We start from the raw sequence: 21,438 nt of genomic DNA on the forward strand, positions 1-21,438 counted from the left end.
ACCGCGGGTGCGTTGTCAGCACCCGGCCTTCCCTGCGCCCTCTTGGATTTGAGGGTGGAGACGCAAGCAAAGCTCGGGCGAATTTGAGCCGCGAGGCCGACGAGTCACGTCTGTCACCACACACTCACTGTCATCGCCCGCGAAAGCGGGCGATCCAGTATTCCAGAGACGCCAGAGATCAATCCGAGAAGCCGCGGCGACAGAGGTGATTGGAGAACCAGCTCGCTCTCGTGCCCCGGACGCAGCGCAGCGCTTCCCCGGCGATGCGAAGCATCGTCCGGTACGGTGCGCTGCAGAGCCGGGGCCCATGTCGCGGCATTGGACCGTGTCGCCCTGGGTCCCGGCTCTGCGCTGCAACGCCTGGAGGCGTTGCAGCTTGTCCGGGACACGCACCTCAGCCGGCAAGCCTCCAGAGCGGTGCTTTGCGGCTCGTTGACCAGTCCCGTGGCGCTGCAATTTCCGTCTCGCGGTTTGCTTGCGGCTGTAGTATTTTCGTTTCAATCAAGCCGGTGAGCGGGCGGCAGGGGGAGGCTGATGAGGCGGGCGGGGCTGCTTGGGGTACCCTGGATGCGGCCGTGGTCGTGGCAGGCGTTGCTGCTCGCCTGCATCGTGATCGCGATGTCGGCTGTGCTTCAGGCCATCTGCGTCGCGCTCGGCGCGCATTACTATTTTGCAGCGTTCCTGCCCAGCCTGTTCGTGCTCGGCCTCGTCGCGGGCGCGCCGGCGGCGGGGTTCGCTGCTTTGTTCACCATTCCGCTGGTGTGGTGGGCGTTCATTCCGCCCGCCTTCGAGTTCAACGCGCTATCCAGCGCGAATGCCGATTCCATCAACCTGTTCTGCCTGCTGGCCGTGCTGCTGATCGGCCTTGCCGATCTCTGCCGCGAGACGATGAACATCGTCAGCCGCGGCGGGCTGAAGCCCCCGGGCGAGAGCGCAGCAACGAATCCGTAATAAATCGCGCTCGACGTCGTCCGGGCACCCCATTGCGCGTTGCGTCCGCGCAACAATCCGGCAACCATCCGCGCGCTTGCCGCGCGCCGCTAACTTTTCGAAAAAGATTTGGCCGCAATTTCTCCCCCGGGAACGACGAGGGAGTTTTCGGACATGAACGGTCACGCCATCCTGGAGAACGTGCGGCGCTATCGCGGCATCGCATCGCTCTATCGCCAGACCGCTGCATTCCGCCCGGGCCAGAGCTGGTCGCTGCTGGAGCAGGCGAGGGAGTGGGAGGCGCGGGCGCTGTCGGAGCTGGAAGCCTATTTCGCGGCGCGCATGGACCACGCCGCGCCGCTCGCGGCCTGATCGCCAGCGGCCGGCGCGGCCATGAACCGGCCCGCCGCAGGCGCGATCGCCCCCGTGGCCATTACGGAGTTGTCTCGCCGCCCGCCTGTGCTAGCAACGGGCCGCTCGAAATCTCCTCCACGCCGGCCGGGGCAAGCAATGACCACCTTCAACCGCATTTTCACGACGCAGCGCCTGCTCCAGATCATCGCGATCCTGGCCGCCACCGTCGCCATGAAGCTGATGAGCTGAACGGCGTCGGCTCAGCGCTCGCCGAGCTCGGGCAGGTCGGGCAGGTAGTTCGACCCTTCAGAACCGAGAAAATCGAACATCGCCTGCGCCGGCGGCAGCAGCACCTTGTCGCTGCGGCGGATCACGTACCATTGCCGCACGATCGGCAGGCCCGCGACGTCGAGCACGACCAGCCGGCCCTCGGCAAGCTCATGCGCCACGGTGTGGGCCGAGATGAAGGCGATGCCGAGCCCGGCGATCACCGCCTGCTTGATGGTCTCGTTGCTGCTCATCTCCATGCCGATGATCGGCTCGAGGTCGGACTTCTGGAACATGCCCTCCATCAGCGTCCGCGTGCCCGAGCCGGGCTCGCGGGTGAGGAAGGTCTCGTGCACGAGATCGGTCAGGCTGAGGCCGGAATCCTGCTCGAGCCAGTGTCCCTTGCGCGCGACGATGATGTGTGGATTGCGCCCGAGCTGGCGGACGTCGACCGAGACGTCGGCCGGTGGCCGACCCATCACCGCGAAATCGAGGTCGTAGCCGTGCATGGCCTCGCGGATCTCCTTGCGATTGCCGATGGTCAGCTTGATCTCGATCTTGGGATAGCGCTTGGAGAACGCCGCGATCGCGTGCGGCACGAAATATTTCGCGGTCGAGACCGCGCCGAGATGCACCGTGCCGCCGGTCCGCCCCGCCAGCAGGTCGAGCGCGCCCTGGCAGTCCATGATGGCGGCTTCGACCCGCTCGGCCAGCGTCAGCACCTCTTTGCCCGCCTCCGTCAGCAGCATGCCGTCGCCGGTCCGCTGCACCAGCGGCAGGCCGGCGAGATCCTGAAGCTGCCGGAGCTGCTGGGTCACGGCCGGCTGGGTCAGCCCGAGATGGCCGGACGCCGCCGTCACGCTGCCCTTGGCCGAGAGCGCCGCAAGGGAGCGCAGCTGCCGGATCGTCAGATGCCGGAGCTGAGCCGCTGCATGGCCGGGGCCATTATAAGAAAATTCTTTAAGGCTCATTATGAATAGAAATTTTCCTTATTAAGTCGCCCCTGTCAATCTCCTGATGCCGGGACTGACCGCACCGACCTCCACCGGGGAGGCAATCGGAGGCGGCGCCGGCACAGGGGATGGACGCGAGATGACCGGGCAAATCAGGCTGGACGATCACCTTCAACGGTATTCCGAGACCGCGCCGCACGCGCTGGCCGTGGCAGCCGCGGTCGATGCCATCGCGGCGGCCGCCATCGAGATCGCCGACCTCATCGCGTCAGGCGATCTCGCCGACGCCTCCGGCCTGACCACCGGCCGCAACAGCGACGGCGACCTCCAGCGCAATCTCGACGTGCAGGCGGATGCGATCCTGCGCCGCTGCCTCGGCCGGCTGCCGATCGCAGCGCTCGCCTCGGAAGAGATGCGCGAGGCCCAGATCGGCGACCCGCAGGGGCGCATCTGCATCGCCATCGATCCGCTCGACGGCTCCTCCAACATCGACATCAACATGACGGTGGGCACGATCTTCTCGATCCTGCCCGCCCCGGACGACCTCACGCTCGCCTTCCACCAGCGCGGCTCGGCGCAGCTCGCGGCGGGCTTCGTCACCTACGGTCCGCAGATGTCCCTGGTGCTGACGCTCGGCGAGGGCGTCGACATCTTCACGCTCGACCGCAAGGCCGGCTGCTTCCGCCTCGCGCGCGCCGGCGCGCAGATCGCCGAGGCCGGCGAGGAGTTCGCGATCAACGCCTCGAACCGCCGGCACTGGGATCCGCCGGTGCGGGCCTTCATCGACGAATGTCTCGCGGGTGTCGAAGGGCAAGCCAACCACGATTTCAACATGCGCTGGGTCGGCTCGCTGGTCGCCGAGGCCTATCGCATCCTCACCCGCGGCGGCGTCTTCCTCTACCCTTCCGACGCGCGTCCCGGTTACGGCGACGGCCGCCTGCGCCTGGTTTACGAGGCGCACCCGATGGCCATGATCGTCGAGCAGGCCGGCGGCTCCGCCACGACGGGGCGCGAGCGCATCCTCGACCTCTCGGCGCAGAGCCTGCATCAGCGCGTGCCGCTGATCATGGGCTCGAGCAACGAGGTGCGCCGCGTCGAGGAGCTGCATTGCGATCCGCTGCTGGTCGCCAGCGTCTCCGCACCGCTGTTCGCGCGGCGCGGTTTCTTCCGGCTCTGAGCGAGGCGCCCCATGTCCAGGAAGCATCCGATCATCTCCATCACCGGCTCCTCCGGTGCCGGCACCACCTCGGTGAAGAAGACGTTCGAGCAGATATTCTTCCGCGAGAAGGTCAACGCCGCCTATATCGAAGGCGACGCGTTTCATCGCTTCGACCGCGCCGAGATGCGTGCGCAGATGGCGAAGGAGGCCGATCGCGGCAACAAGCATTTCAGCCATTTCAGTCCCGAGACCAACCTGTTCGAGGAGCTGGAGCGCGCCTTCCGCGACTACGGCGAGACCGGCACGGCGGTGACGCGGCACTACGTTCACGACGCCGAGGAATCGGCGCTGCACGGCGCGGCGCCGGGCACCTTCACCGATTGGGAGAAGCTGCCGGAGAACTCCGACCTGTTGTTCTACGAGGGCCTGCACGGCGCCGTGGTCACCGACAAGGTCAATGTCGCGCGCTATGCCGACCTCAAGATCGGGGTCGTGCCCGTCATCAATCTCGAATGGATCCAGAAGCTGCACCGCGATCGCAGCGCGCGCGGCTACTCCACCGAGGCGGTCACCGACACCATCCTGCGGCGGATGCCCGACTACATCCACTACATCTGCCCGCAATTCACCGAGACAGACATCAACTTCCAGCGCGTGCCGACGGTGGACACCTCCAATCCGTTCGTCGCGCGCTGGATCCCGACGCCGGACGAATCGATGGTGGTGATCCGCTTCAAGAACCCGCGCGGCATCGACTTCCCCTATCTGCTGTCGATGCTGCCGCAGAGCTGGATGTCGCGCGCCAATTCCATCGTCTGCCCCGGCGCGAAGCTCGACCTCGCGATGCAGCTGATCCTGACGCCGCTGATCATGCAGCTCATCGAGCGCAAGCGGAACCTGAAGTGACGTACACCAACGATAATGGGAGGATCCGATGAACATCTCGGTTCATGCCGAAGCCGACCTCAATGCGGTCTCGCACAATGATCTCGCCAACGCCGTCCGCTTCCTCGCGGTCGATGCCATCGAGACGTCGCAGTCGGGTCATCCCGGCCTGCCCATGGGCATGGCCGACGTCGCAACCGTGCTGTTCTCGCGCTTCCTGAAATTCGACTCGGCGCATCCCAACTGGCCGGACCGCGATCGCTTCGTGCTGTCGGCCGGCCATGGCTCGACGCTGCTCTATGCATTGCTGCATCTGACCGGTGGCGACGTCAGCCTCGACGACATCAAGGCCTTCCGGCAATGGGGCTCGAAGACGCCGGGCCATCCCGAGTATGGCCATACGCCGGGCGTGGAGACCACGACGGGGCCGCTCGGGCAGGGGATCGCGACCGCGGTCGGCATGGCGCTCGCCGAGCGGATGGCCAATGCGCGGCATGGCGACGGGCTCGTCGATCACTTCACCTATGTGATCGCGGGTGATGGCTGCCTGATGGAAGGCCTCAGCCAGGAGGCGATCTCGCTCGCCGGCCATCTCGGGCTCGGCCGGTTGATCGTGCTGTTCGACGACAACGGCATCTCGATCGACGGACCGACCTCGCTGGCCACGTCCGACGATCAGCTCGCGCGTTTCTCCGCCTCCGGCTGGTCGGTGCGCAGCATCGACGGGCACGATCCCGAAGCGATCGCGCAGGCCATCGCCGAGGAGCGGGAGACCGCAAAGCCGTCGCTGATCGCCTGCCGCACCATCATCGGCTACGGCGCGCCGGATCGGCAGGGCACCGAGAAGGCGCATGGCGCGCCGCTCGGCACCGAGCAGACGGCGGCGGCGCGGCGGGCTCTCGGTTGGGACTACCAGCCCTTCGTGGTGCCGATGCCGGTGCTCAAGGCCTGGCGAATGATCGGACAGCGCGGACAGGTCGATCGGCTCGCCTGGCTCGATCGCTATGAACGCGCGACGCCGGAGCAGCGCGATCTGTTCGTCGAAGGCAAGGCGGTTGCCTTGCCGGCCGAGTACGCGCTGGCTGCGGCGAAATTGCGCGAGCGCTTCGCATCCGAGCGTCCGAAGCTCGCGACGCGGCAGGCTTCGCAACAGGTGCTCGACGGCATCGCCGGGACCATCCCCGGCCTGATCGGCGGCTCCGCGGACCTCACCCATTCGAACCTCACGCATGCCAAGGCGCAGGCTCCCGTCAAGCGCGGTGCGTACGCCGGTGACTACATCCATTACGGCATTCGCGAGCACGGCATGGCCGCCGCGATGAACGGTCTCGCGCTCCATGGCGGTTTCATCCCCTATGGCGGCACCTTCCTGGCGTTCTCCGACTACAGCCGGCCGGCGATCCGCCTCGCGGCGCTGATGCGATTGCGCGCCATTCACGTGATGACGCACGATTCCATCGGCCTCGGCGAGGATGGTCCGACGCACCAGCCCGTCGAACACCTTGCCGCGCTGCGGGTGATCCCGAACCTGCTGGTGTTCCGTCCCGCCGATGCGGTGGAGACGCTGGAGGCCTGGGACTGCGCACTCAGCTCCGAGAACCGTCCGTCCGTGCTGTGCCTGTCGCGGCAGGCGCTGCCGACCTTCCGCAGCGATGCGCGCGGCAAAAATCGCGTCTCACGCGGCGCCTATCTCGTCGTCTCGCCGGACGGCGGCCGCGACGTGACGCTGATCGCAACCGGATCGGAAGTGTCGATCGCCCTGGAAGCCGCCCGCCTGCTTGCGACCGAGCACGTCCGTGCCGCCGTGGTCTCCGCGCCCTGCTTCGCCCTGTTCGAGGAGCAGCCGGACGATTACCGCGCCACCGTGCTCGGCACCGCGCCGCGCGTCGGTGTCGAGGCAGCCGTCGCCGGCGACTGGCATCGCTGGATCGGCCCGGAGGGCGAGTTCGTCGGCATGCGCGGCTTCGGCGCCTCGGCGCCGGCACCGGTCCTGTACCGGGAGTTCGGCATCACGCCGCAAAGCATTGCGGAAGCGGCCCGCCGGGCGATCGCCCGCAAGCGTCAATAAGGAGGATCAATCGTGGCTCGTATCACCCTTCGCCAATTGCTCGATCACGCGGCCAGCCACGGCTACGCGGTGCCGGCATTCAACATCAACAATATGGAGCAGGGCATCGCGATCATGCAGGCGGCGGCCGAGGTCGACGCGCCCGTGATCATCCAGGCCTCGCGCGGCGCGCGCAGCTACGCCGGCGATCTCATGCTTTCGCACATGATCGACGCGCTGGAGCGGACCTATCCGGACATCCCGCTCTGCATGCACCAGGACCACGGCAATGACGAAGCAACCTGCGCGTCCGCGATCGCCCATGGCTTCACCTCCGTCATGATGGACGGCTCGCTCAAGGCCGATGCCAAGACGGCGGCCGATTACGACTACAATGTCGCGATCACCCGGCGCGTCGTCGATCTCGCCCACTGGGTCGGCGCTTCCGTCGAAGGCGAGCTCGGTGTGCTCGGCTCGCTGGAGCACGGCGGCGGCGAGCAGGAAGACGGCCACGGCGTCGAGGGCAAGGTCAGCCACGACCAGCTGTTGACCGATCCTGACCAGGCGGTCGACTTCGTCCGGGCCACCAAGGTCGATGCGCTCGCCATCGCGATGGGCACCTCGCACGGCGCCTACAAGTTCAGCCGCAAGCCGGACGGCGATATCCTGGCGATGCGCGTGGTCGAGGAGATCCACCGCCGGCTGCCGAACACGCATCTGGTGATGCACGGCTCCTCCTCGGTGCCGCAGCCGCTGCAGGACATGTTCAACCAGTTCGGCGGCGAGATGCCGCAGACCTGGGGCGTGCCGGTCGAGGAGATCGTCCGCGGCATCAAGAGCGGCGTGCGCAAGGTCAATATCGACACCGACTGCCGGCTGGCGATGACCGCGATATTCCGCAAGGTTGCGGCCCAGAACCGCAATGAGTTCGATCCACGCAAATTCCTCAAGCCCGCGATGGACGCGATGCGCGAGCTCTGCCGCGAGCGGTTCGAGCAGTTCGGCACCGCAGGCCATGCCGGCAAGATCAAGGTCGTTCCCTTGAGCGAGATGGCGCGGCGCTACCGCGCCGGCGAGCTCGATCCGCGCGTCGACGCCCGCGAGCCGGTTGCGGCCTGATCAATCAGAAGAGCAGAGAAAAGAGGAGAGAGACATGAACGCACATGCAGGCACGGTCCGCGGCAAAGAGCGCTATCGCTCAGGCGTGATGGAATACAAGCGCATGGGCTATTGGGAGCCCGACTACACGCCGAAGGACACCGACGTCATCGCGCTGTTCCGCGTGACGCCGCAGGAAGGTGTCGATCCGATCGAGGCCTCTGCCGCGGTGGCCGGTGAATCCTCGACCGCGACCTGGACCGTGGTGTGGACTGATCGCCTCACGGCTGCCGAGAAATATCGCGCGAAATGCTACCGCGTCGATCCGGTGCCGGGCTCGCCGGGCTCGTACTTCGCCTATATCGCCTATGATCTCGACCTGTTCGAGCCGGGCTCGATCGCGAACCTCTCGGCCTCGATCATCGGCAACGTGTTCGGCTTCAAGCCGCTCAAGGCATTGCGGCTGGAGGACATGCGTTTTCCCGTCGCCTATGTGAAGACGTTCCAGGGACCGGCGACCGGCATCGTGGTCGAGCGCGAGCGGCTCGACAAGTTCGGCCGGCCGCTGCTGGGTGCGACGGTGAAGCCGAAGCTCGGACTTTCAGGCCGCAATTATGGCCGCGTGGTCTATGAGGCGCTGAAGGGGGGGCTCGACTTCACCAAGGACGACGAGAACATCAACTCGCAGCCCTTCATGCATTGGCGCGATCGTTTTCTCTACTGCATGGAAGCCGTGAACCGCGCGCAGGCCGCCTCCGGCGAAGTGAAGGGCACCTACCTGAACATCACCGCGGGCACGATGGAGGACATGTACGAGCGCGCCGAGTTCGCCAAGGAGCTGGGATCGTGCATCGTCATGATCGACCTCGTGATCGGTTACACCGCGATCCAGTCGATGGCCAAATGGGCGCGACGCAACGACATGATCCTGCATCTGCACCGCGCCGGGCATTCGACCTATACGCGGCAGAAGAGCCACGGCGTGTCGTTCCGCGTCATCGCCAAGTGGATGCGGCTTGCCGGCGTCGACCATATCCACGCCGGCACGGTGGTCGGCAAGCTCGAAGGCGACCCCAACACCACGCGCGGCTATTACGACGTCTGCCGCGAGGACTTCAATCCGGCCAAGCTCGAGCACGGCCTGTTCTTCGACCAGCATTGGGCAAGCCTCAACAAGCTGATGCCGGTTGCTTCCGGCGGCATCCATGCCGGCCAGATGCACCAGCTGCTCGACCTCCTGGGCGAAGACGTCGTGCTGCAGTTCGGCGGCGGCACCATCGGCCACCCCATGGGCATTGCGGCCGGCGCGATCGCCAACCGCGTGGCGCTGGAAGCGATGATCCTCGCGCGCAACGAGGGCCGCGATTACGTCCACGAGGGCCCGGAGATCCTGGCCAGGGCGGCCGAGACCTGCACGCCGCTGAAGGCGGCGCTCGAAGTCTGGAAGGACGTGACCTTCAATTATCAATCCACCGACACGCCGGACTTCGTGCCGACCACGCTCGAAACCGTCTAAGGAGATTTGACATGAAGCTGACTCAAGGCTGCTTCTCGTTCCTGCCCGATCTCACCGACGATCAGATCACCAAGCAGGTGCAATATTGCCTGACCAAGGGTTGGGCGGTGAACATTGAATTCACCGACGATCCGCATCCCCGCAACACCTATTGGGAGATGTGGGGATTGCCGATGTTCGACCTTCAGGACGCCGCCGGCGTGATGATGGAGCTCGCCGAATGCCGCAGGGTGTACGGTGACCGCTACATCCGCATCAGCGGCTTCGATTCCAGCCATGGCTGGGAATCGGTGCGGATCTCCTTCCTCGTCAACCGGCCACCGAAGGAAGCCGAATTCGAGCTGGTGCGGCAGGAAGTCGGCGGCCGCGCGATCCGTTACACGACGGTGCGCAAGCCGCCCGCCCACGCCGCTCAATAACCGTTCTCCTCCGCGCGGAGCTCTCCCTGCTCCGTATCCTTGGCGGACCACTGCTTCGCCGCTCCCCCGCGGCGAAGCTCCTTTCTTCGAGGCAGCCATGCTGGATGTTCCCCACGCAGCCACGACCGAGCCCGGCGAGACCCATTTCGATCTCCGCAAGGAGGCCGACGCGGCCGGCATCACCGAGACGCTGCAACAGCTCGATCGGGAGCTGATCGGATTGAAGCCCGTCAAAAGTCGCGTGCGCCAGATCGCGTCGCTGCTGCTGATCGAGCGCATCCGCCAGCGTGCGGGGCTGGCGTCGGCACCACCGACGCTGCACATGTCGTTCACCGGCAATCCCGGCACCGGCAAGACCACGGTGGCGCTGCGCATGGCCAAGATCCTGCACGGCCTCGGCTTCGTGCGGCGCGGGCAGGTGATCTCCGTGACGCGCGACGATCTCGTCGGCCAGTATATCGGCCACACCGCGCCGAAGACCAAGGAGATCCTGAAGAAGGCGATGGGCGGCGTGCTGTTCATCGACGAAGCCTATTACCTGCATCGGCCCGACAATGAGCGCGACTACGGTCAGGAAGCCATCGAGATCCTGCTCCAGGTGATGGAGAACCAGCGCGAGGACCTCGTCGTGATCCTCGCCGGCTACGGCGAGCGCATGACGAGCTTCTTCGCCTCCAATCCCGGCTTCCGTTCCCGCATCGCCCACCACATCGAGTTCCCCGACTATGCCGAGGCCGAGCTGCTCGTCATCGCCGAGCTGATGCTGGAGGAGCGGGGCTATCGCTTCTCGGGGGCGGCGCGCGAGGCGTTCGAGAGATACATCGCGCTGCGCCGGACCCAGCCGTTCTTCTCCAATGCCCGCTCGATCCGCAACGCCGTCGACCGCATCCGGCTGCGCCAGGCCGATCGCCTGGTGTCCGATCTCGATCGCATGCTCGATGTCGCCGACCTCGAAACCATCGATCCCATGGACGTGCTGGCGAGCCGCGTCTTCAGCGGCGGCACTGAAGCGCGGAGTGCAAAGCCATGACGGCAGAGATCGTCATCGCTCCTTCGATCCTGGCTGCGGATTTCGCGCGTCTCGGCGAGGAAGTCGCGGCAATCGACACGGCCGGCGCCGACTGGATCCATTGCGACGTCATGGATGGACACTTCGTGCCGAACATCAGCTTTGGCGCCGATGTCATCAAGGCGATCCGGCCGGCGACGAAGAAGATCTTCGACGTGCATCTCATGATCGCGCCTGTCGATCCCTATCTCGAAGCGTTCGCGAAAGCGGGGGCCGATGTGATCACCGTTCATGCCGAAGCGGGGCCACATCTCGATCGCTCGCTCCAGGCGATCCGTGCGCTTGGCAAGAAGGCCGGCGTCAGCCTATGTCCGGCGACGCCGGAGAGCGCCATCGCCTACGTGCTCGATCGGGTCGATCTCGTGCTGGTGATGACGGTCAATCCGGGATTTGGCGGCCAGTCGTTCCTTCAATCCCAGCTCGGGAAGATCGAGCGGATCAAGGCCATGATCGGCGACCGGCCGATCCGGCTGGAGGTCGACGGCGGTATCACGCGCGACAATGCCGCTGCCGTGGCCGCGGCGGGCGCCGATACGCTGGTTGCGGGTTCCGCGGTGTTTCGCGGCAAGAGCGTTGCCGACTATGCCGGAAATATCCAGGCCATTCGCATCGCCGCCGAAACCGGAAGGGTTCCGAAGCTGCGGGATCACGCCATGCAGCCGACGCGTCTCGGCGAAAGCGCGCGCACCCGGTAGATTACGGACGGCCTCACCATGGCGTCGAGGCGTCGACGGTTCGGTCGCGGAACTTCCCGGAGTCTTACGGAGAATTTGGCACGAGTCTGCAACACTTTCATGCCGGGGTAACCAACGATGTCGAAGTCCGCATGCGATTAACGGCGACACAATGCGCCGCCTCACAATCTGTGGTTCAAGGGCTGCAGAGGGCGTGGGATGCAGATTCAATATCGTCACTGGAATGCTGCCCATGGCTGGCGCGGAGCGGAGGCCCTGCGCGAGCCTCCGCAGCTCGTGCTTTATTTCGGCAGCCGTGAGCAGCTGCTGGACGGCGAACGTTATCGCGAGCTGCGCGATCTCTATCCCGATAGCCATATCGCCGGTTGCAGCACCGGCGGACAAATCCATGGCGACGACATCTGCGATGATGAAGTGGTCGCGGTCGCCTTGCGCTTCGCGCACACGCAGGTCCGGCTGGTGCAGGACGTCGTCGAAGCTCGCGATGCGTCGCGGACCTGCGGCGCGCGCCTCGCCCGCCAGGTCCTGGCGGCGGATTTGGCAGGCTTGTTCGTCCTGTCGGACGGACTGGCGGTGAACGGGGGCGAGCTGCTTGCCGGACTCACTGAAGTCCTGGGGCCGGATTTGCCCATCACCGGCGGGCTCGCCGGCGATGGAGCCCGATTTGAACAGACGATTGTCGGAGCCGACGCGGAGCCGTCGCCGAACCGCGTCGCCGCAATCGCATTCTACGGCGCCGGCTTCCACTTCGCGCATGGCTGCGCCGGCGGCTGGGATGTGTTCGGGCCCCGCCGCAAGGTCACGAAGGCGTCGGGGTCTGTGGTCGTGGAGCTCGACGGCGAGCCGTCGCTGGACCTCTACACCCGCTATCTCGGCGAGGAGGAGGCCGAGGCGATGCCGGGTTCGGGTCTGGCATTCCCCTTGCGCATTCACGACGAGGCTGAGCCGAACCGGCAGATCGTGCGCTCGGTGTTCGCGGTGGATCGCGATGCCCGCACCCTGACCTTCGCCGCCGACATACCGGAAGGATGCACCGCGCAATTGATGCGCGCCAATTTCGACAGTCTCGCCGCCGGTGCGGGCGAGGCGGGCAGGCAGGCGCGCAGCGCACTGCCGGACGGGATCGACGGCGACAAGCTCGCCATCCTGGTGAGCTGCACCGGCCGCCGCAGGGTGATGGGACAGCGCACGCAGGACGAGCTGGATGCCGTTGCCGCCGAACTCGGCGAGGACGTCGTCCGGATCGGTTTCTACTCCTACGGCGAATTCGCCCCGCCGGCCGCGTCCGGACGCTGCGAACTGCACAACCAGACCATGACGGTCACCGTCATCGCGGAGGCGGCAGCTTGACCACGCATCGGTTGCTCGCAAGACAGATCCGCCAGGCGACGGACGAATCCGGACAGGTCGATCTGACCAGGCTCGGTGAGCTCGTCAGCGCGGCCTATGAGGAAAGCGACCGCGATCGCCGCCGCACCGACCGGGCGATCAAGCTGATGATCGAGGAGCTCGAGCAGACGCATAAACGCGCCGAACAGGATCTGCTGCGGGCGCGCGAATTCCTCGACAGCATCATCGAGAACATCCCGATCGCGGTATTCGCCAAGGATGCCAAGGACTCCCGCTACGTTCTGCTCAACCGCGCCGGCGAAGAATATTACGGAGTGCCGCGCGAGGCGATGCTGGGCAAGACTCCGGCCGAGATCTTTCCGGAGAATGTCGCCCGCGTCGTCAACGAGCAGGATCGTCGCGTGGTCGATAGCGGAACACCGATGATCCTGGAGGGGCATCTGCTCGATGTCGGCGTCAAGGGCCGCGATCGTCTGGTCAATTCGCGCAAGCTGCTGATCCGGGACGGTGATGGCGCGCCGCAATATCTGGTCGGCGTGATCGAGGACGTTACCGAGAGGATCACGAACGAGGCGCGGATCAGCCATCTTGCGCACCATGACGCGTTGACCGACCTGCCGAACCGCAGCGCCTTCAACGCCGCGCTCGGCGAGCGACTGGAGCTGGCCCAGGAGGCGGCGACCAGCTTTGCCGTGCTCAGCCTCGACCTCGACCGCTTCAAGGAGGTCAACGACGTGTTCGGCCATCCCGTCGGCGACATGCTGATGCGGGCGGCGGCGGACCGGCTCGCCGCGGAGGCCGACAACGCCTTCGTCGCCCGTATCGGCGGCGACGAGTTCATGATCCTGATGCCCGACCACGTCAGCCGAGAGGACGTTCAGGCGCTCGCCGAACGGCTGGTCGAGACGATCGGCAAGGAGCTCGAGGTCGACGATTATCTCCTCCCCGTCGGTCTCAGCGTCGGCATCGCGTTCTATCCGGACGACGGCGTCAATGCCGCCACGCTGCTCGCCAACGCCGATTCAGCCCTCCATCGTGCCAAGCGGGAGGGCAGGGGGCGGGTCCGCGTCTTCGAATCCGAGATGGACCAGGAGCTGCGCGACCGCAGGCTGTTGCAGCTTGATCTGCGGCAGGCGCTCGAGCAGAACCAGTTCCTGGTCTACTTCCAGCCCCAGGCGCGGATCGATGGCGAGGTCATCGGCTTCGAGGCCCTGCTGCGCTGGAATCATCCGACGCGCGGCTTCGTGCCGCCGGACCGGTTCATTCCGCTTGCCGAGGAGAACGGTTTGATCGTCGAGATCGGCGAATGGGTCTTGCGCGAAGCGTGCCGCGAGGCGGCGTCCTGGCCGCGGCCGCTGCAGGTCGCAGTCAATCTGTCGCCGGTCCAGTTTCAGGCCGGCGATCTCGAGCGTTCGATTCACCAGATCCTGCTGGAGACGGGGCTGACGCCGACACGGCTCGAGGTCGAGATCACCGAGGGGGTGCTGATCGGCGATTTCACCGGCGCGCTCCACCTGCTGCGGCGGCTGAAGGCGCTCGGCATCCGCATCGCGATGGACGATTTCGGCACCGGCTATTCATCGCTGTCCTATCTCCAGTCGTTCCCGTTCGACAAGATCAAGATCGATCGCGGTTTCATCTCCAATCTGGACGCCTCGCCGCAATCGGCCGAGATCGTCCGCGCGGTCCTGAGCCTCGCGCACGCGCTGAATATCCCGGTCCTTGCCGAAGGGGTCGAGACGGAAGCGCAGCGTACCTTCCTGGCGCGCGAGGCCTGCGAGGAGATGCAGGGCTATCTGGTCGGCCGGCCCGACCTGATCGAGCGCTATCTCGACCTGGTCGGAATGACCGTGCAGCGCCGGCACTATGCCTAGAGCGCGACGTCATCGCGCTTCAGCGGATCATGCTTTGAGCCCTGAGGTCCGGCGACGCGGTGCCCGGCGTCTGCCAGCACCGGTTGGAACTTTGGCCCGGACATATATTTCCTACCAGCGAGCCGAAGTCAGGCGCGCAGCAAATCTTTTGCACAACCGCCATCGGCCTGACGCAAATGAGGGCAATAAGCTCTGCAAGTGCGCGAGGGAGGGTCTCATGGAGAACGTACGTCGCTACCGGGCGCTGGCGTCCCTCTGTCGTCAGCAGGCAGCCTACCGGCCGCTTCAGAACTGGGAACTGCTCGGCCAGGCCGAACATTTCGAACATCTCGCCGAGGTCGAGCTCAAGGCGCATTTCGACGCCTGCAACGTGCAACACGACGCGGGCGCCGCAACGCCCGCGACGTGGGAGACCCCCGTCGCGGCGTGACGGCGCCTGTTGGTCTCAGTGCGACATCAGCGTCGGGACCGTCATGGCTTCCAGCATGGCGCGGGTGACGCCGCCGAGAACGCGTTCCTGCAGTCGCGAATGGCCGTAGCCGCCCATCACCAGAAGATCGAGCCCCTCGTCGGCCGCGAGCGACAGGATGGTCGGCTGGATGTCGGCGCGCGTCGCCGACAGGCCGACCGTGCGGGTCGACAGTCCACGCCGGCCGAGGTGCCTTGCCAGGTTGCTCGCTGAAGCTTCGTCGGAAACTGCGTTCGACTCGTTGATGGTGATGATCACGATTTCATCGGCGCGCGCCAGGAACGATGCTGCGTCGTGCACGGCGCGGGCGGCGACGCGGCTGCCGTCCCAGCAGATGCCGATCCGCCCCGCCTTGAACGCTCCATGGAACGTGTAAGGCAGGAACAGCACCGGGCCGCCCGACTGGAACAGAATCTCGCTCGGCACGTCGTTGTCGAACGAGCCTTGCGCCGGATCGGGCTGCAGCACGACGCTGAGGTCGTGCAGCCGCGCCATCTCGCCGATCGCGCCGGCTGCGTCCGCCGGGATCGCGCCGATCGGGCGGCAGGCGTAGGAGACGCCGGCGTTCGCCGCTTCGATCTCGAAGACTGAGAGCGCGGCCTCGGCCCGCTCCACGGCGCGCTCGCGTTCCAGCTCGAACACGGCCGCCACCGCGGCGCCGCCCTCCATCACGTAAGCCGCACTTGTCGCGACATAGCCGACCGCGACCGCGTCGAGATGGGCGTTGAACTGCGCCGCGAGCGAAACCGAGCCATCGATCGCGGCACGCATGGGGCGTTCGGTGGGAATGTGGACGAGAATGTCTTTGTACATGGGGCGCCTCCGATGGACATCATCCGATGGTCGCAGTCTTTCACCGCCCGGCGGACCCGCGTTGAGCTGCATCAAATGCGCGGGCTTGCCGCGGCCATCGCTCGTTCTTTGCCAAGATTTAATCGGATGGACGGGACGCCGTAAGGTGACGATGTCCATGTTGGATGCAAGGCGACACCTATCCAACACGGACATTCCGACATGAACGATCGCGCCAATTCCGACACCCCGACTTCCCGCAAGATTTTGAGGCCGCGCCGGCTCGCGCTGCTCGGCACCGTGGCCGCGCTCGGCGTGGCCGTGCTGGCGGTTTCACCCGGCGCCTCAAAGTTCGGCCAGATCTCCTTCGTCGCGCCGGCCCAGGCCGCCGAGACCGCCGCGACGCCGCCGGGCTTCGGCGACCTCGTCAGCAAGGTCAAGCCGGCCGTCATCTCGGTGCGGGTCAGGATCGACCAGGACAACGACAAGAGCGCCATGCTGCAACAGAACCGGATGGATTCCGACGGGGAGACGCCGTTCGACCAGTTCTCGCGGCAGTTCGGCTTCCGCTTCCCTGGCGAGCCGAACGGCATGCCGCGCCAGCGCCATCAGATGATCACCGGCGAAGGCTCCGGCTTCTTCATCTCCGCCGACGGCTATGCCGTGACCAACAACCACGTCGTCGACCACGCCGCCTCGGTGCAGGTGACGATGGACGACGGCACGAGCTACACCGCGAAGGTCGTCGGCACCGACCCGAAGACGGATCTCGCGCTGATCAAGGTCGACGGCAAAAGGGACTTTCCGTTCGTCACATTCTCCGACCAGAAGCCGCGCATCGGCGACTGGGTGGTCGCGGTCGGCAATCCCTTCGGCCTCGGCGGCACCGTGACCGCCGGCATCGTCTCGGCCAGCGGCCGCGACATCGGCAACGGTCCCTATGACGACTTCATCCAGATCGACGCGCCCATCAACAAGGGCAATTCCGGGGGCCCGGCCTTCGACATGAACGGCAACGTGATCGGCGTGAACACCGCGATCTTCTCGCCCTCCGGCGGCTCGGTCGGCATCGGCTTCGACATTCCGGCCTCGACCGCAAAGCTCGTCGTCGCGCAGCTCAAGGACAAGGGCGCGGTGACCCGCGGCTGGCTCGGCGTGCAGGTGCAGCCGGTGACGGCCGACATCGCCGACAGCCTCGGCCTGAAGGAGGCGCGCGGCGCCATCGTCGACAACCCGCAGGACGGCAGCCCGGCGGCCAAGGCCGGCATCGCCGCGGGTGACGTCATCACCGCCGTCAACGGCACCGCGATCAAGGACTCCCGCGATCTCGCCCGCACCATCGCCACCCTGGCCCCGGGCAGCTCGGTGAAGCTCGACGTCTTCCACAACGGCACGACCAAGACGTTGACGCTCGCTCTCGGCGAGTTGCCGAACGAGCGGCAGGCCCAGGCAAAAGGCGGTGCCGACCAGGGTAGAGAGCAGCCGAGCGCCGGCACGCCGCGTCTCGGGCTTGGCCTTGCTCCAGCGGCTGAGGTCCAGGGCGCCGGTCAGAAGGGCGTTGTCGTCACCGAGGTGGATCCGCAAGGGCCGGCGGCGCAGCGCGGCATCCAGACCGGCGACGTCATCCTCAATGTCGGCGGCAAGGCCGTGGCCAATGTCGGCGATGTCCGCTCCGAGCTGGCGGAGGCCAAATCGTCCGGTAAGCGCAGCGTGCTGTTGCAGGTCAGAAGCGCCGAGGCGACGAGGTTCGTCGCGGTGCCGCTCGCCTGAAGCCGAGCAACTATCGGCAGACATCAAGAAGGCGGCCCTTGGGCCGCCTTCTTCGTTGGCCGTCACGACTTGCGACGCCAATCGATAACATTTTCGTTAACGGCAGGGATGGTGACCCGGTTCATAAGAAAAAAGCCGTGTTCGCCCATCACAGTTCGAACATGCCCGCCGCGGCAATGACGCCGCGAACGGGTTGCAAGCGTGGAACTTCGCACCTCCGGCCGCTTTGTGGAACTGCCGGTGGTTCGGATTTGATCGGTGCCGACATGGATCGATTGAAGCTCTCGCTGAGGGGTGCGCTGCTTGCGGCGCCGTTCGTGCTCTGGGATGGAGCCGCGCTCGGTCGCGACGACGGCCGCTACGCGAACTCGCCGCTGAAGCCGTGGTTCGACAGCCTGCGCAGCCACCTCGGTCCATGCTGCTCGGACGCCGACGGTTTTGCCGTCGCTGATCCCGACTGGGAATCGCACAACGGGCGTTATCGCGTGCGTCTCGACGGCGAGTGGATCGACGTGCCGGACGAAGCCGTCATCACCGAGCCGAACCGCGCCGGCCGCACCATGGTGTGGCCGGTGAAGACCGCGTTCGGAGTCTCGATCCGCTGCTTCATGCCGGGCAGCATGATCTGAGACGGGCCAGCGTCAACGCTTGCTGGATTTGCGCTTCGACGATTTCTTCGACGATTTCTTGGACGATTTCTTGGCTGTCTTCCTGGTCGTCCGCTTCTTGGACGACGTCTTCTTGGCAGCCTTCTTCGGGACCTTCTTGCCCTTCTTGCGCGCCTTCGACAGGCCGATCGCGATCGCCTGCTTGCGGCTCTTCACCCGTCCGCCGCGGCCTTTGCGGCCGCTCTTGGCGGTGCCCTTCTTGTAGCGCCGCATCTCGCTTTCGACGTCGCTGCCGGCGCTGCGGGAGTAGCGGCGTTTCTTTGCCTTGCGTGCCATGCATGATTCTCCGTTGGCTCAGGAAAACCATCCGGACCCACCATGGTTCCGAAACAGCAGGCCAAGGCCGGCTGCACGCCTAGCCAGGCTAGAAGGAGTTCGCCAGCTCGATCTCCGCTTCCAGCACCTGGATGCGCCGCGCGGCCTCGGTGAAGGACAGATCGCGCGCATATTGCGCGGGCTGATAGGCCTCTTCGCTCAGCCGTTTCAGCCTCAGCCCCTGCGCCCGGGTCATCTGCTCGGCGAGAAAGATCCTGGCGTCGTATTTACCTTGAACCTGCATCCGGCGTCTCCGTCTTCAAATCGTGGCTTGACTATATGTTCTTATTTTGTTCTAACAAGCCATGGACAACAGAATTAATGAAATTCGACGTAAAATCAGCGCCTTGAGGCTGGAGATGGCCGACGTCGAGGCGTCCGTGCGGGATCGCATCAACGGGGATCGTGATTGCGCCGATCAGGCGCTGGCGCAGCTGGATCTGCGCCGAAAGATCAACTTGCTGATCGGCGAGTGGAAGGCGGCCGGCGGCGGCGATGTCCTGCCCGACGTCCACGACCGGGTACGCCTGCGTCTCGTGAAGACAATCGATAAGCCCGCGCGCGCGGCCTCCCGGCGCTGAGGGAGCTCCGCGCCTCACGCGCGTTTCAAGATTGCTTGTCCTCGGCGATGATGAACACGACGCCAGTGAGCGTCGCGCCGATCGCGAAGGTCGTCACCAATGTGAGTGTGAAGACGATCACGGTCTGGCTTCCGCCATTGGCGAGCAGGCTGGCGACGGCGGGATTGCACAGGATCAGCGCGAGACTGAAGACGAGGCCGAGGGCGGCGCCCATCAATGCATGCGTCATCAGCTTGATGAGGCCGGTGGCAGAAATCAGGTCTGACGACTTTTTTGTGCGCATGGGAACTGCATCCCGATTTGGCATGCCAACGCGAGCGGCAATTCGCTTGTTCCAGACGAATGAAGGAAATGTCATCGACCGCTTCATCCGACGTTCATGCTGGTCTTGCGAGGATGAGGCCAGCAAAACGGGAACATCGATATGGGTAAGGTGGTCTTTCTTTATCGCTCGCTGGCCTATCGCAACGCGGCCGCGGACATCCTTCACAAGGCCCGCAAGCTGCCGCGCGGGGCGGAGCGAAGCGCGGCGCGCCGCTATGCCAGGGCATTGCGCGATCTCGCCCAGACGGAAGCCTGGCTCGAGGGGCGCGTTGCGCGCGACCCGCGAATGGCGCGACGCATGAGAAGCGCCGCGTCCGGCTGATGCTTTTTCCGCTCCGTCCGAAACGGAACGGAGGCACTCGCTTATCGCCTTGGCGTATCCACTCGAGGCCGACCGGTCGCCATTCCGCTAACCGGATGCGCGCTGCAATTCGGCGGAGCCGGCGTCCTCGAACTTCCCGGATGGGGCCGTCGCCCCCGTCTTGCGGGTCAGCGGCACCTCCAGGCGGCACAACAGGCCTTCGGCGCGCCAATCGAACCGCGCTTGCCCGCCGAGCTGGGACTCGACGCTCGCCAGCAGGCTCCGCGTGCCGAAGCCGCGCGATTTCGGAGGCATGACGAGCGGACCGCCCGACTCCTCCCAGCTCAGCGTCAGCAATTGCTCCTCGACCTGCCAGCCGATCGTGAGCCGTCCCGATCTGGTCGAGAGGGCGCCGTACTTGGCCGAGTTGGTGAAGAGCTCGTGCAGGGCGAGCGCCAGCGTCTGGGCCGTGGTCGGCAGCAACTGGACCTCCGGACCTGCCAATACGATCTGGCCGCCGAGCGAGTAGGGCGCCAGCTCCTCGTCGATCAGCCTGGAGAGCTCGGCGCCCTGCCAGCTCGACAGCGACAGGATGGTGTGCACGCGCGCCAGCGCATTGATGCGTCCCTCGACGGCGTTGACATAGGCCTTGACCTCGTCGGCCCGGGTAAGACGCACGATCGACTGCGCCAGGGCCAGCGCGTTCTTGGCGCGATGATCGACCTCCCGCGCCAGCAGGTTCTGCCGTTCCTCGGCACGCTTGCGTTCGGTGATGTCAACGGTGACGCCGCTGACGCGGACGACGCGACCGCTATCGTCCACCGTTGCCGCCGCCGTGCCGACGCACCAGCGCACCTCGCCGTCCGGACGCATGATGCGGAATTCGGTCTCGTAGGCCCGCGTGCCCCTGTTGAACTCGGCGATCGCCTTGCGCAGCTGATCGACGTCGTCCGGATGCAGCAGCGCTTGAACGTTGGCCGGGTTGACCTCGAAGCTCTCGGGACTGACGCCGAAGATGCGATACTGCCCTTCGTCCCACATCCAGTCGCCGCTGATCCAGTCCCAATCCCAGGATCCCATCTTGCCGGCCGCGATCGCCATGCTGCGCCGTTGTTCGCTCTCGCGCAGCTTCGCCGTGGAGTTCTCCAGTTCCGCCGTGCGGGCGCGGACGCGATCTTCGAGCTCCCGGTTCAGCCGCTCGAGCTCGCGGGTCTTGCGGTAGAGCTCGGCAAACACCTTGATCTTGGCGCGCAGCACTTCCGGCACGACCGGGACCGGCACGTAATCGACCGCGCCCATCTCGTAGCCGCGCAGCCGGTCGATGTCGCTGACCTGGATGGCGGAGATGAAGATCATCGCGGTCTTCTGGAAGCGTGGATGCTCGCGGATCATCGCGGCGAGCTCGAAGCCGTCGAGCTCGGGCATGCAGACGTCGACGAGGATCACGGCGATCTCGGTCTTGAGCAGGACCTCCAGCGCCTCGCGGCCCGACGAGGCGATCACGAGGTTCTCGCCGAGATCCTTCAGGATCACCTCATAGGCGAGCAGCTTGGCGGGCTGGTCGTCGACGAGGAGGATATTGACCTTTTCGTGGTCCATACG

Annotated in this window: 23 protein-coding genes; 17 read left to right on the forward strand and 6 right to left on the reverse strand. The window is 65.8% G+C overall.

Annotated features, from left to right (window positions below):
* Positions 1–534 precede the first annotated feature (534 nt).
* Positions 535–951, forward strand: a complete 417-nt coding sequence (locus tag K410_RS0111295; protein WP_028134949.1) for a hypothetical protein — start codon at positions 535–537, stop codon at positions 949–951.
* Between the two features lie 153 nt (positions 952–1,104).
* Positions 1,105–1,302: a hypothetical protein gene (locus K410_RS0111300; protein WP_028134950.1), complete on the forward strand. Its 198-nt coding sequence runs from the start codon at positions 1,105–1,107 to the stop codon at positions 1,300–1,302.
* Positions 1,303–1,544: 242 nt separating this feature from the next.
* Here K410_RS0111300 and K410_RS0111310 read toward each other — a convergent pair whose 3' ends face one another.
* Positions 1,545–2,522 (reverse strand): LysR family transcriptional regulator, encoded by a 978-nt coding sequence (locus K410_RS0111310; RefSeq protein ID WP_028134951.1) that lies wholly within the window; start codon positions 2,520–2,522, stop codon positions 1,545–1,547.
* A 121-nt stretch (positions 2,523–2,643) separates the two neighbouring features.
* Here K410_RS0111310 and K410_RS0111315 point away from each other — a divergent pair, with 121 nt between their 5' ends.
* The 11 genes from K410_RS0111315 to K410_RS0111370 all read left to right on the forward strand — a co-directional run bounded on the left by K410_RS0111315 (position 2,644) and on the right by K410_RS0111370 (position 15,046).
* Entirely contained in the window at positions 2,644–3,681 is a 1,038-nt protein-coding gene (locus K410_RS0111315) for a class 1 fructose-bisphosphatase (protein ID WP_028134952.1), read from the forward strand.
* Between the two features lie 12 nt (positions 3,682–3,693).
* Positions 3,694–4,569 (forward strand): phosphoribulokinase, encoded by an 876-nt coding sequence (locus K410_RS0111320; protein ID WP_028134953.1) that lies wholly within the window; start codon positions 3,694–3,696, stop codon positions 4,567–4,569.
* 28 nt (positions 4,570–4,597) lie between these two features.
* Positions 4,598–6,616 (forward strand): transketolase, encoded by a 2,019-nt coding sequence (gene tkt, locus K410_RS0111325; RefSeq protein ID WP_028134954.1) that lies wholly within the window; start codon positions 4,598–4,600, stop codon positions 6,614–6,616.
* Positions 6,617–6,628: 12 nt separating this feature from the next.
* On the forward strand, positions 6,629–7,714 hold the full coding sequence (gene fba, locus K410_RS0111330) for a class II fructose-bisphosphate aldolase (protein WP_028134955.1): 1,086 nt from the start codon (positions 6,629–6,631) through the stop codon (positions 7,712–7,714).
* Positions 7,715–7,748: 34 nt separating this feature from the next.
* Positions 7,749–9,209 carry a form I ribulose bisphosphate carboxylase large subunit gene (locus tag K410_RS0111335; protein ID WP_028134956.1) on the forward strand — a complete coding sequence of 487 codons (1,461 nt, stop codon included), beginning with the start codon at positions 7,749–7,751 and terminating at the stop codon, positions 9,207–9,209.
* Between the two features lie 11 nt (positions 9,210–9,220).
* Entirely contained in the window at positions 9,221–9,628 is a 408-nt protein-coding gene (locus K410_RS0111340; protein WP_028134957.1) for a ribulose bisphosphate carboxylase small subunit, read from the forward strand.
* A gap of 97 nt (positions 9,629–9,725) precedes the next feature.
* Positions 9,726–10,658 carry a CbbX protein gene (cbbX, locus tag K410_RS0111345; RefSeq protein ID WP_028134958.1) on the forward strand — a complete coding sequence of 311 codons (933 nt, stop codon included), beginning with the start codon at positions 9,726–9,728 and terminating at the stop codon, positions 10,656–10,658.
* Complete coding sequence (rpe, locus tag K410_RS0111350) at positions 10,655–11,392, forward strand: ribulose-phosphate 3-epimerase (protein WP_028134959.1); 738 nt, start codon at positions 10,655–10,657, stop codon at positions 11,390–11,392. The genes cbbX and rpe overlap by 4 nt, the downstream gene beginning before the upstream one ends.
* Positions 11,393–11,590: 198 nt before the next feature.
* The gene (locus tag K410_RS0111355; protein WP_028134960.1) at positions 11,591–12,742 is read left to right on the forward strand and encodes an FIST signal transduction protein; all 1,152 of its coding nucleotides are present in this window, start codon (positions 11,591–11,593) and stop codon (positions 12,740–12,742) included.
* On the forward strand, positions 12,739–14,616 hold the full coding sequence (locus tag K410_RS0111360) for a putative bifunctional diguanylate cyclase/phosphodiesterase (protein ID WP_028134961.1): 1,878 nt from the start codon (positions 12,739–12,741) through the stop codon (positions 14,614–14,616). Before K410_RS0111355 ends, K410_RS0111360 begins: the two co-directional genes overlap by 4 nt.
* A gap of 217 nt (positions 14,617–14,833) precedes the next feature.
* Complete coding sequence (locus K410_RS0111370) at positions 14,834–15,046, forward strand: hypothetical protein (RefSeq protein WP_028134962.1); 213 nt, start codon at positions 14,834–14,836, stop codon at positions 15,044–15,046.
* A gap of 15 nt (positions 15,047–15,061) precedes the next feature.
* On the opposite strand, the gene K410_RS0111375 is transcribed toward K410_RS0111370, so the two are convergent.
* Complete coding sequence (locus K410_RS0111375) at positions 15,062–15,898, reverse strand: universal stress protein (RefSeq protein ID WP_028134963.1); 837 nt, start codon at positions 15,896–15,898, stop codon at positions 15,062–15,064.
* Positions 15,899–16,099: 201 nt separating this feature from the next.
* On the opposite strand from K410_RS0111375, the gene K410_RS0111380 reads away from it, so the two are divergent.
* Together K410_RS0111380 and K410_RS0111385 are read left to right on the forward strand one after the other, a co-directional pair.
* Positions 16,100–17,647, forward strand: a complete 1,548-nt coding sequence (locus tag K410_RS0111380) for a Do family serine endopeptidase (RefSeq protein WP_028134964.1) — start codon at positions 16,100–16,102, stop codon at positions 17,645–17,647.
* A 266-nt stretch (positions 17,648–17,913) separates the two neighbouring features.
* Positions 17,914–18,276 carry a hypothetical protein gene (locus K410_RS0111385; protein ID WP_028134965.1) on the forward strand — a complete coding sequence of 121 codons (363 nt, stop codon included), beginning with the start codon at positions 17,914–17,916 and terminating at the stop codon, positions 18,274–18,276.
* 12 nt (positions 18,277–18,288) lie between these two features.
* On the opposite strand, the gene K410_RS0111390 is transcribed toward K410_RS0111385, so the two are convergent.
* Together K410_RS0111390 and K410_RS0111395 are read right to left on the reverse strand one after the other, a co-directional pair.
* Positions 18,289–18,591, reverse strand: a complete 303-nt coding sequence (locus K410_RS0111390; protein WP_028134966.1) for a DUF6496 domain-containing protein — start codon at positions 18,589–18,591, stop codon at positions 18,289–18,291.
* Between the two features lie 88 nt (positions 18,592–18,679).
* The gene (locus tag K410_RS0111395) at positions 18,680–18,874 is read right to left on the reverse strand and encodes a DUF3072 domain-containing protein (protein WP_028134967.1); all 195 of its coding nucleotides are present in this window, start codon (positions 18,872–18,874) and stop codon (positions 18,680–18,682) included.
* A gap of 115 nt (positions 18,875–18,989) precedes the next feature.
* Between K410_RS0111395 and K410_RS0111400 the strand changes: the two genes are divergently transcribed.
* Positions 18,990–19,211, forward strand: coding sequence for a hypothetical protein (locus K410_RS0111400; protein ID WP_028134968.1), 222 nt, complete (start codon positions 18,990–18,992; stop codon positions 19,209–19,211).
* A gap of 25 nt (positions 19,212–19,236) precedes the next feature.
* Here K410_RS0111400 and K410_RS0111405 read toward each other — a convergent pair whose 3' ends face one another.
* Positions 19,237–19,494: a hypothetical protein gene (locus tag K410_RS0111405; RefSeq protein WP_028134969.1), complete on the reverse strand. Its 258-nt coding sequence runs from the start codon at positions 19,492–19,494 to the stop codon at positions 19,237–19,239.
* Positions 19,495–19,635: 141 nt separating this feature from the next.
* Between K410_RS0111405 and K410_RS0111410 the strand changes: the two genes are divergently transcribed.
* Positions 19,636–19,857, forward strand: coding sequence for a hypothetical protein (locus tag K410_RS0111410; protein WP_028134970.1), 222 nt, complete (start codon positions 19,636–19,638; stop codon positions 19,855–19,857).
* 87 nt (positions 19,858–19,944) lie between these two features.
* Here the strand turns inward: K410_RS0111410 and K410_RS0111415 are convergent, their stop codons facing one another.
* Complete coding sequence (locus K410_RS0111415; RefSeq protein WP_028134971.1) at positions 19,945–21,435, reverse strand: HWE histidine kinase domain-containing protein; 1,491 nt, start codon at positions 21,433–21,435, stop codon at positions 19,945–19,947.
* Positions 21,436–21,438: the final 3 nt, after the last annotated feature.

Origin of the sequence: Bradyrhizobium sp. 22, assembly GCF_000482425.1 — a bacterium.
In the GTDB taxonomy this organism is placed as follows: domain Bacteria; phylum Pseudomonadota; class Alphaproteobacteria; order Rhizobiales; family Xanthobacteraceae; genus Bradyrhizobium; species Bradyrhizobium japonicum_B.

Excerpts from the sequence above, each read along its gene's own strand:
- K410_RS0111295 (WP_028134949.1), top strand. The coding sequence starts at position 535 with ATGAGGCGGGCGGGGCTGCTTGGGGTACCCTGGATGCGGCCGTGGTCG.
- K410_RS0111300 (WP_028134950.1), top strand. The coding sequence starts at position 1,105 with ATGAACGGTCACGCCATCCTGGAGAACGTGCGGCGCTATCGCGGCATC.
- K410_RS0111310 (WP_028134951.1), bottom strand. The coding sequence starts at position 2,522 with ATGAGCCTTAAAGAATTTTCTTATAATGGCCCCGGCCATGCAGCGGCT.
- K410_RS0111315 (WP_028134952.1), top strand. The coding sequence starts at position 2,644 with ATGACCGGGCAAATCAGGCTGGACGATCACCTTCAACGGTATTCCGAG.
- K410_RS0111320 (WP_028134953.1), top strand. The coding sequence starts at position 3,694 with ATGTCCAGGAAGCATCCGATCATCTCCATCACCGGCTCCTCCGGTGCC.
- tkt (WP_028134954.1), top strand. The coding sequence starts at position 4,598 with ATGAACATCTCGGTTCATGCCGAAGCCGACCTCAATGCGGTCTCGCAC.
- K410_RS0111335 (WP_028134956.1), top strand. The coding sequence starts at position 7,749 with ATGAACGCACATGCAGGCACGGTCCGCGGCAAAGAGCGCTATCGCTCA.
- K410_RS0111340 (WP_028134957.1), top strand. The coding sequence starts at position 9,221 with ATGAAGCTGACTCAAGGCTGCTTCTCGTTCCTGCCCGATCTCACCGAC.
- cbbX (WP_028134958.1), top strand. The coding sequence starts at position 9,726 with ATGCTGGATGTTCCCCACGCAGCCACGACCGAGCCCGGCGAGACCCAT.
- rpe (WP_028134959.1), top strand. The coding sequence starts at position 10,655 with ATGACGGCAGAGATCGTCATCGCTCCTTCGATCCTGGCTGCGGATTTC.
- K410_RS0111355 (WP_028134960.1), top strand. The coding sequence starts at position 11,591 with ATGCAGATTCAATATCGTCACTGGAATGCTGCCCATGGCTGGCGCGGA.
- K410_RS0111370 (WP_028134962.1), top strand. The coding sequence starts at position 14,834 with ATGGAGAACGTACGTCGCTACCGGGCGCTGGCGTCCCTCTGTCGTCAG.
- K410_RS0111375 (WP_028134963.1), bottom strand. The coding sequence starts at position 15,898 with ATGTACAAAGACATTCTCGTCCACATTCCCACCGAACGCCCCATGCGT.
- K410_RS0111380 (WP_028134964.1), top strand. The coding sequence starts at position 16,100 with ATGAACGATCGCGCCAATTCCGACACCCCGACTTCCCGCAAGATTTTG.
- K410_RS0111385 (WP_028134965.1), top strand. The coding sequence starts at position 17,914 with ATGGATCGATTGAAGCTCTCGCTGAGGGGTGCGCTGCTTGCGGCGCCG.
- K410_RS0111390 (WP_028134966.1), bottom strand. The coding sequence starts at position 18,591 with ATGGCACGCAAGGCAAAGAAACGCCGCTACTCCCGCAGCGCCGGCAGC.
- K410_RS0111395 (WP_028134967.1), bottom strand. The coding sequence starts at position 18,874 with ATGCAGGTTCAAGGTAAATACGACGCCAGGATCTTTCTCGCCGAGCAG.
- K410_RS0111400 (WP_028134968.1), top strand. The coding sequence starts at position 18,990 with ATGGCCGACGTCGAGGCGTCCGTGCGGGATCGCATCAACGGGGATCGT.
- K410_RS0111405 (WP_028134969.1), bottom strand. The coding sequence starts at position 19,494 with ATGCGCACAAAAAAGTCGTCAGACCTGATTTCTGCCACCGGCCTCATC.
- K410_RS0111410 (WP_028134970.1), top strand. The coding sequence starts at position 19,636 with ATGGGTAAGGTGGTCTTTCTTTATCGCTCGCTGGCCTATCGCAACGCG.
- K410_RS0111415 (WP_028134971.1), bottom strand. The coding sequence starts at position 21,435 with ATGGACCACGAAAAGGTCAATATCCTCCTCGTCGACGACCAGCCCGCC.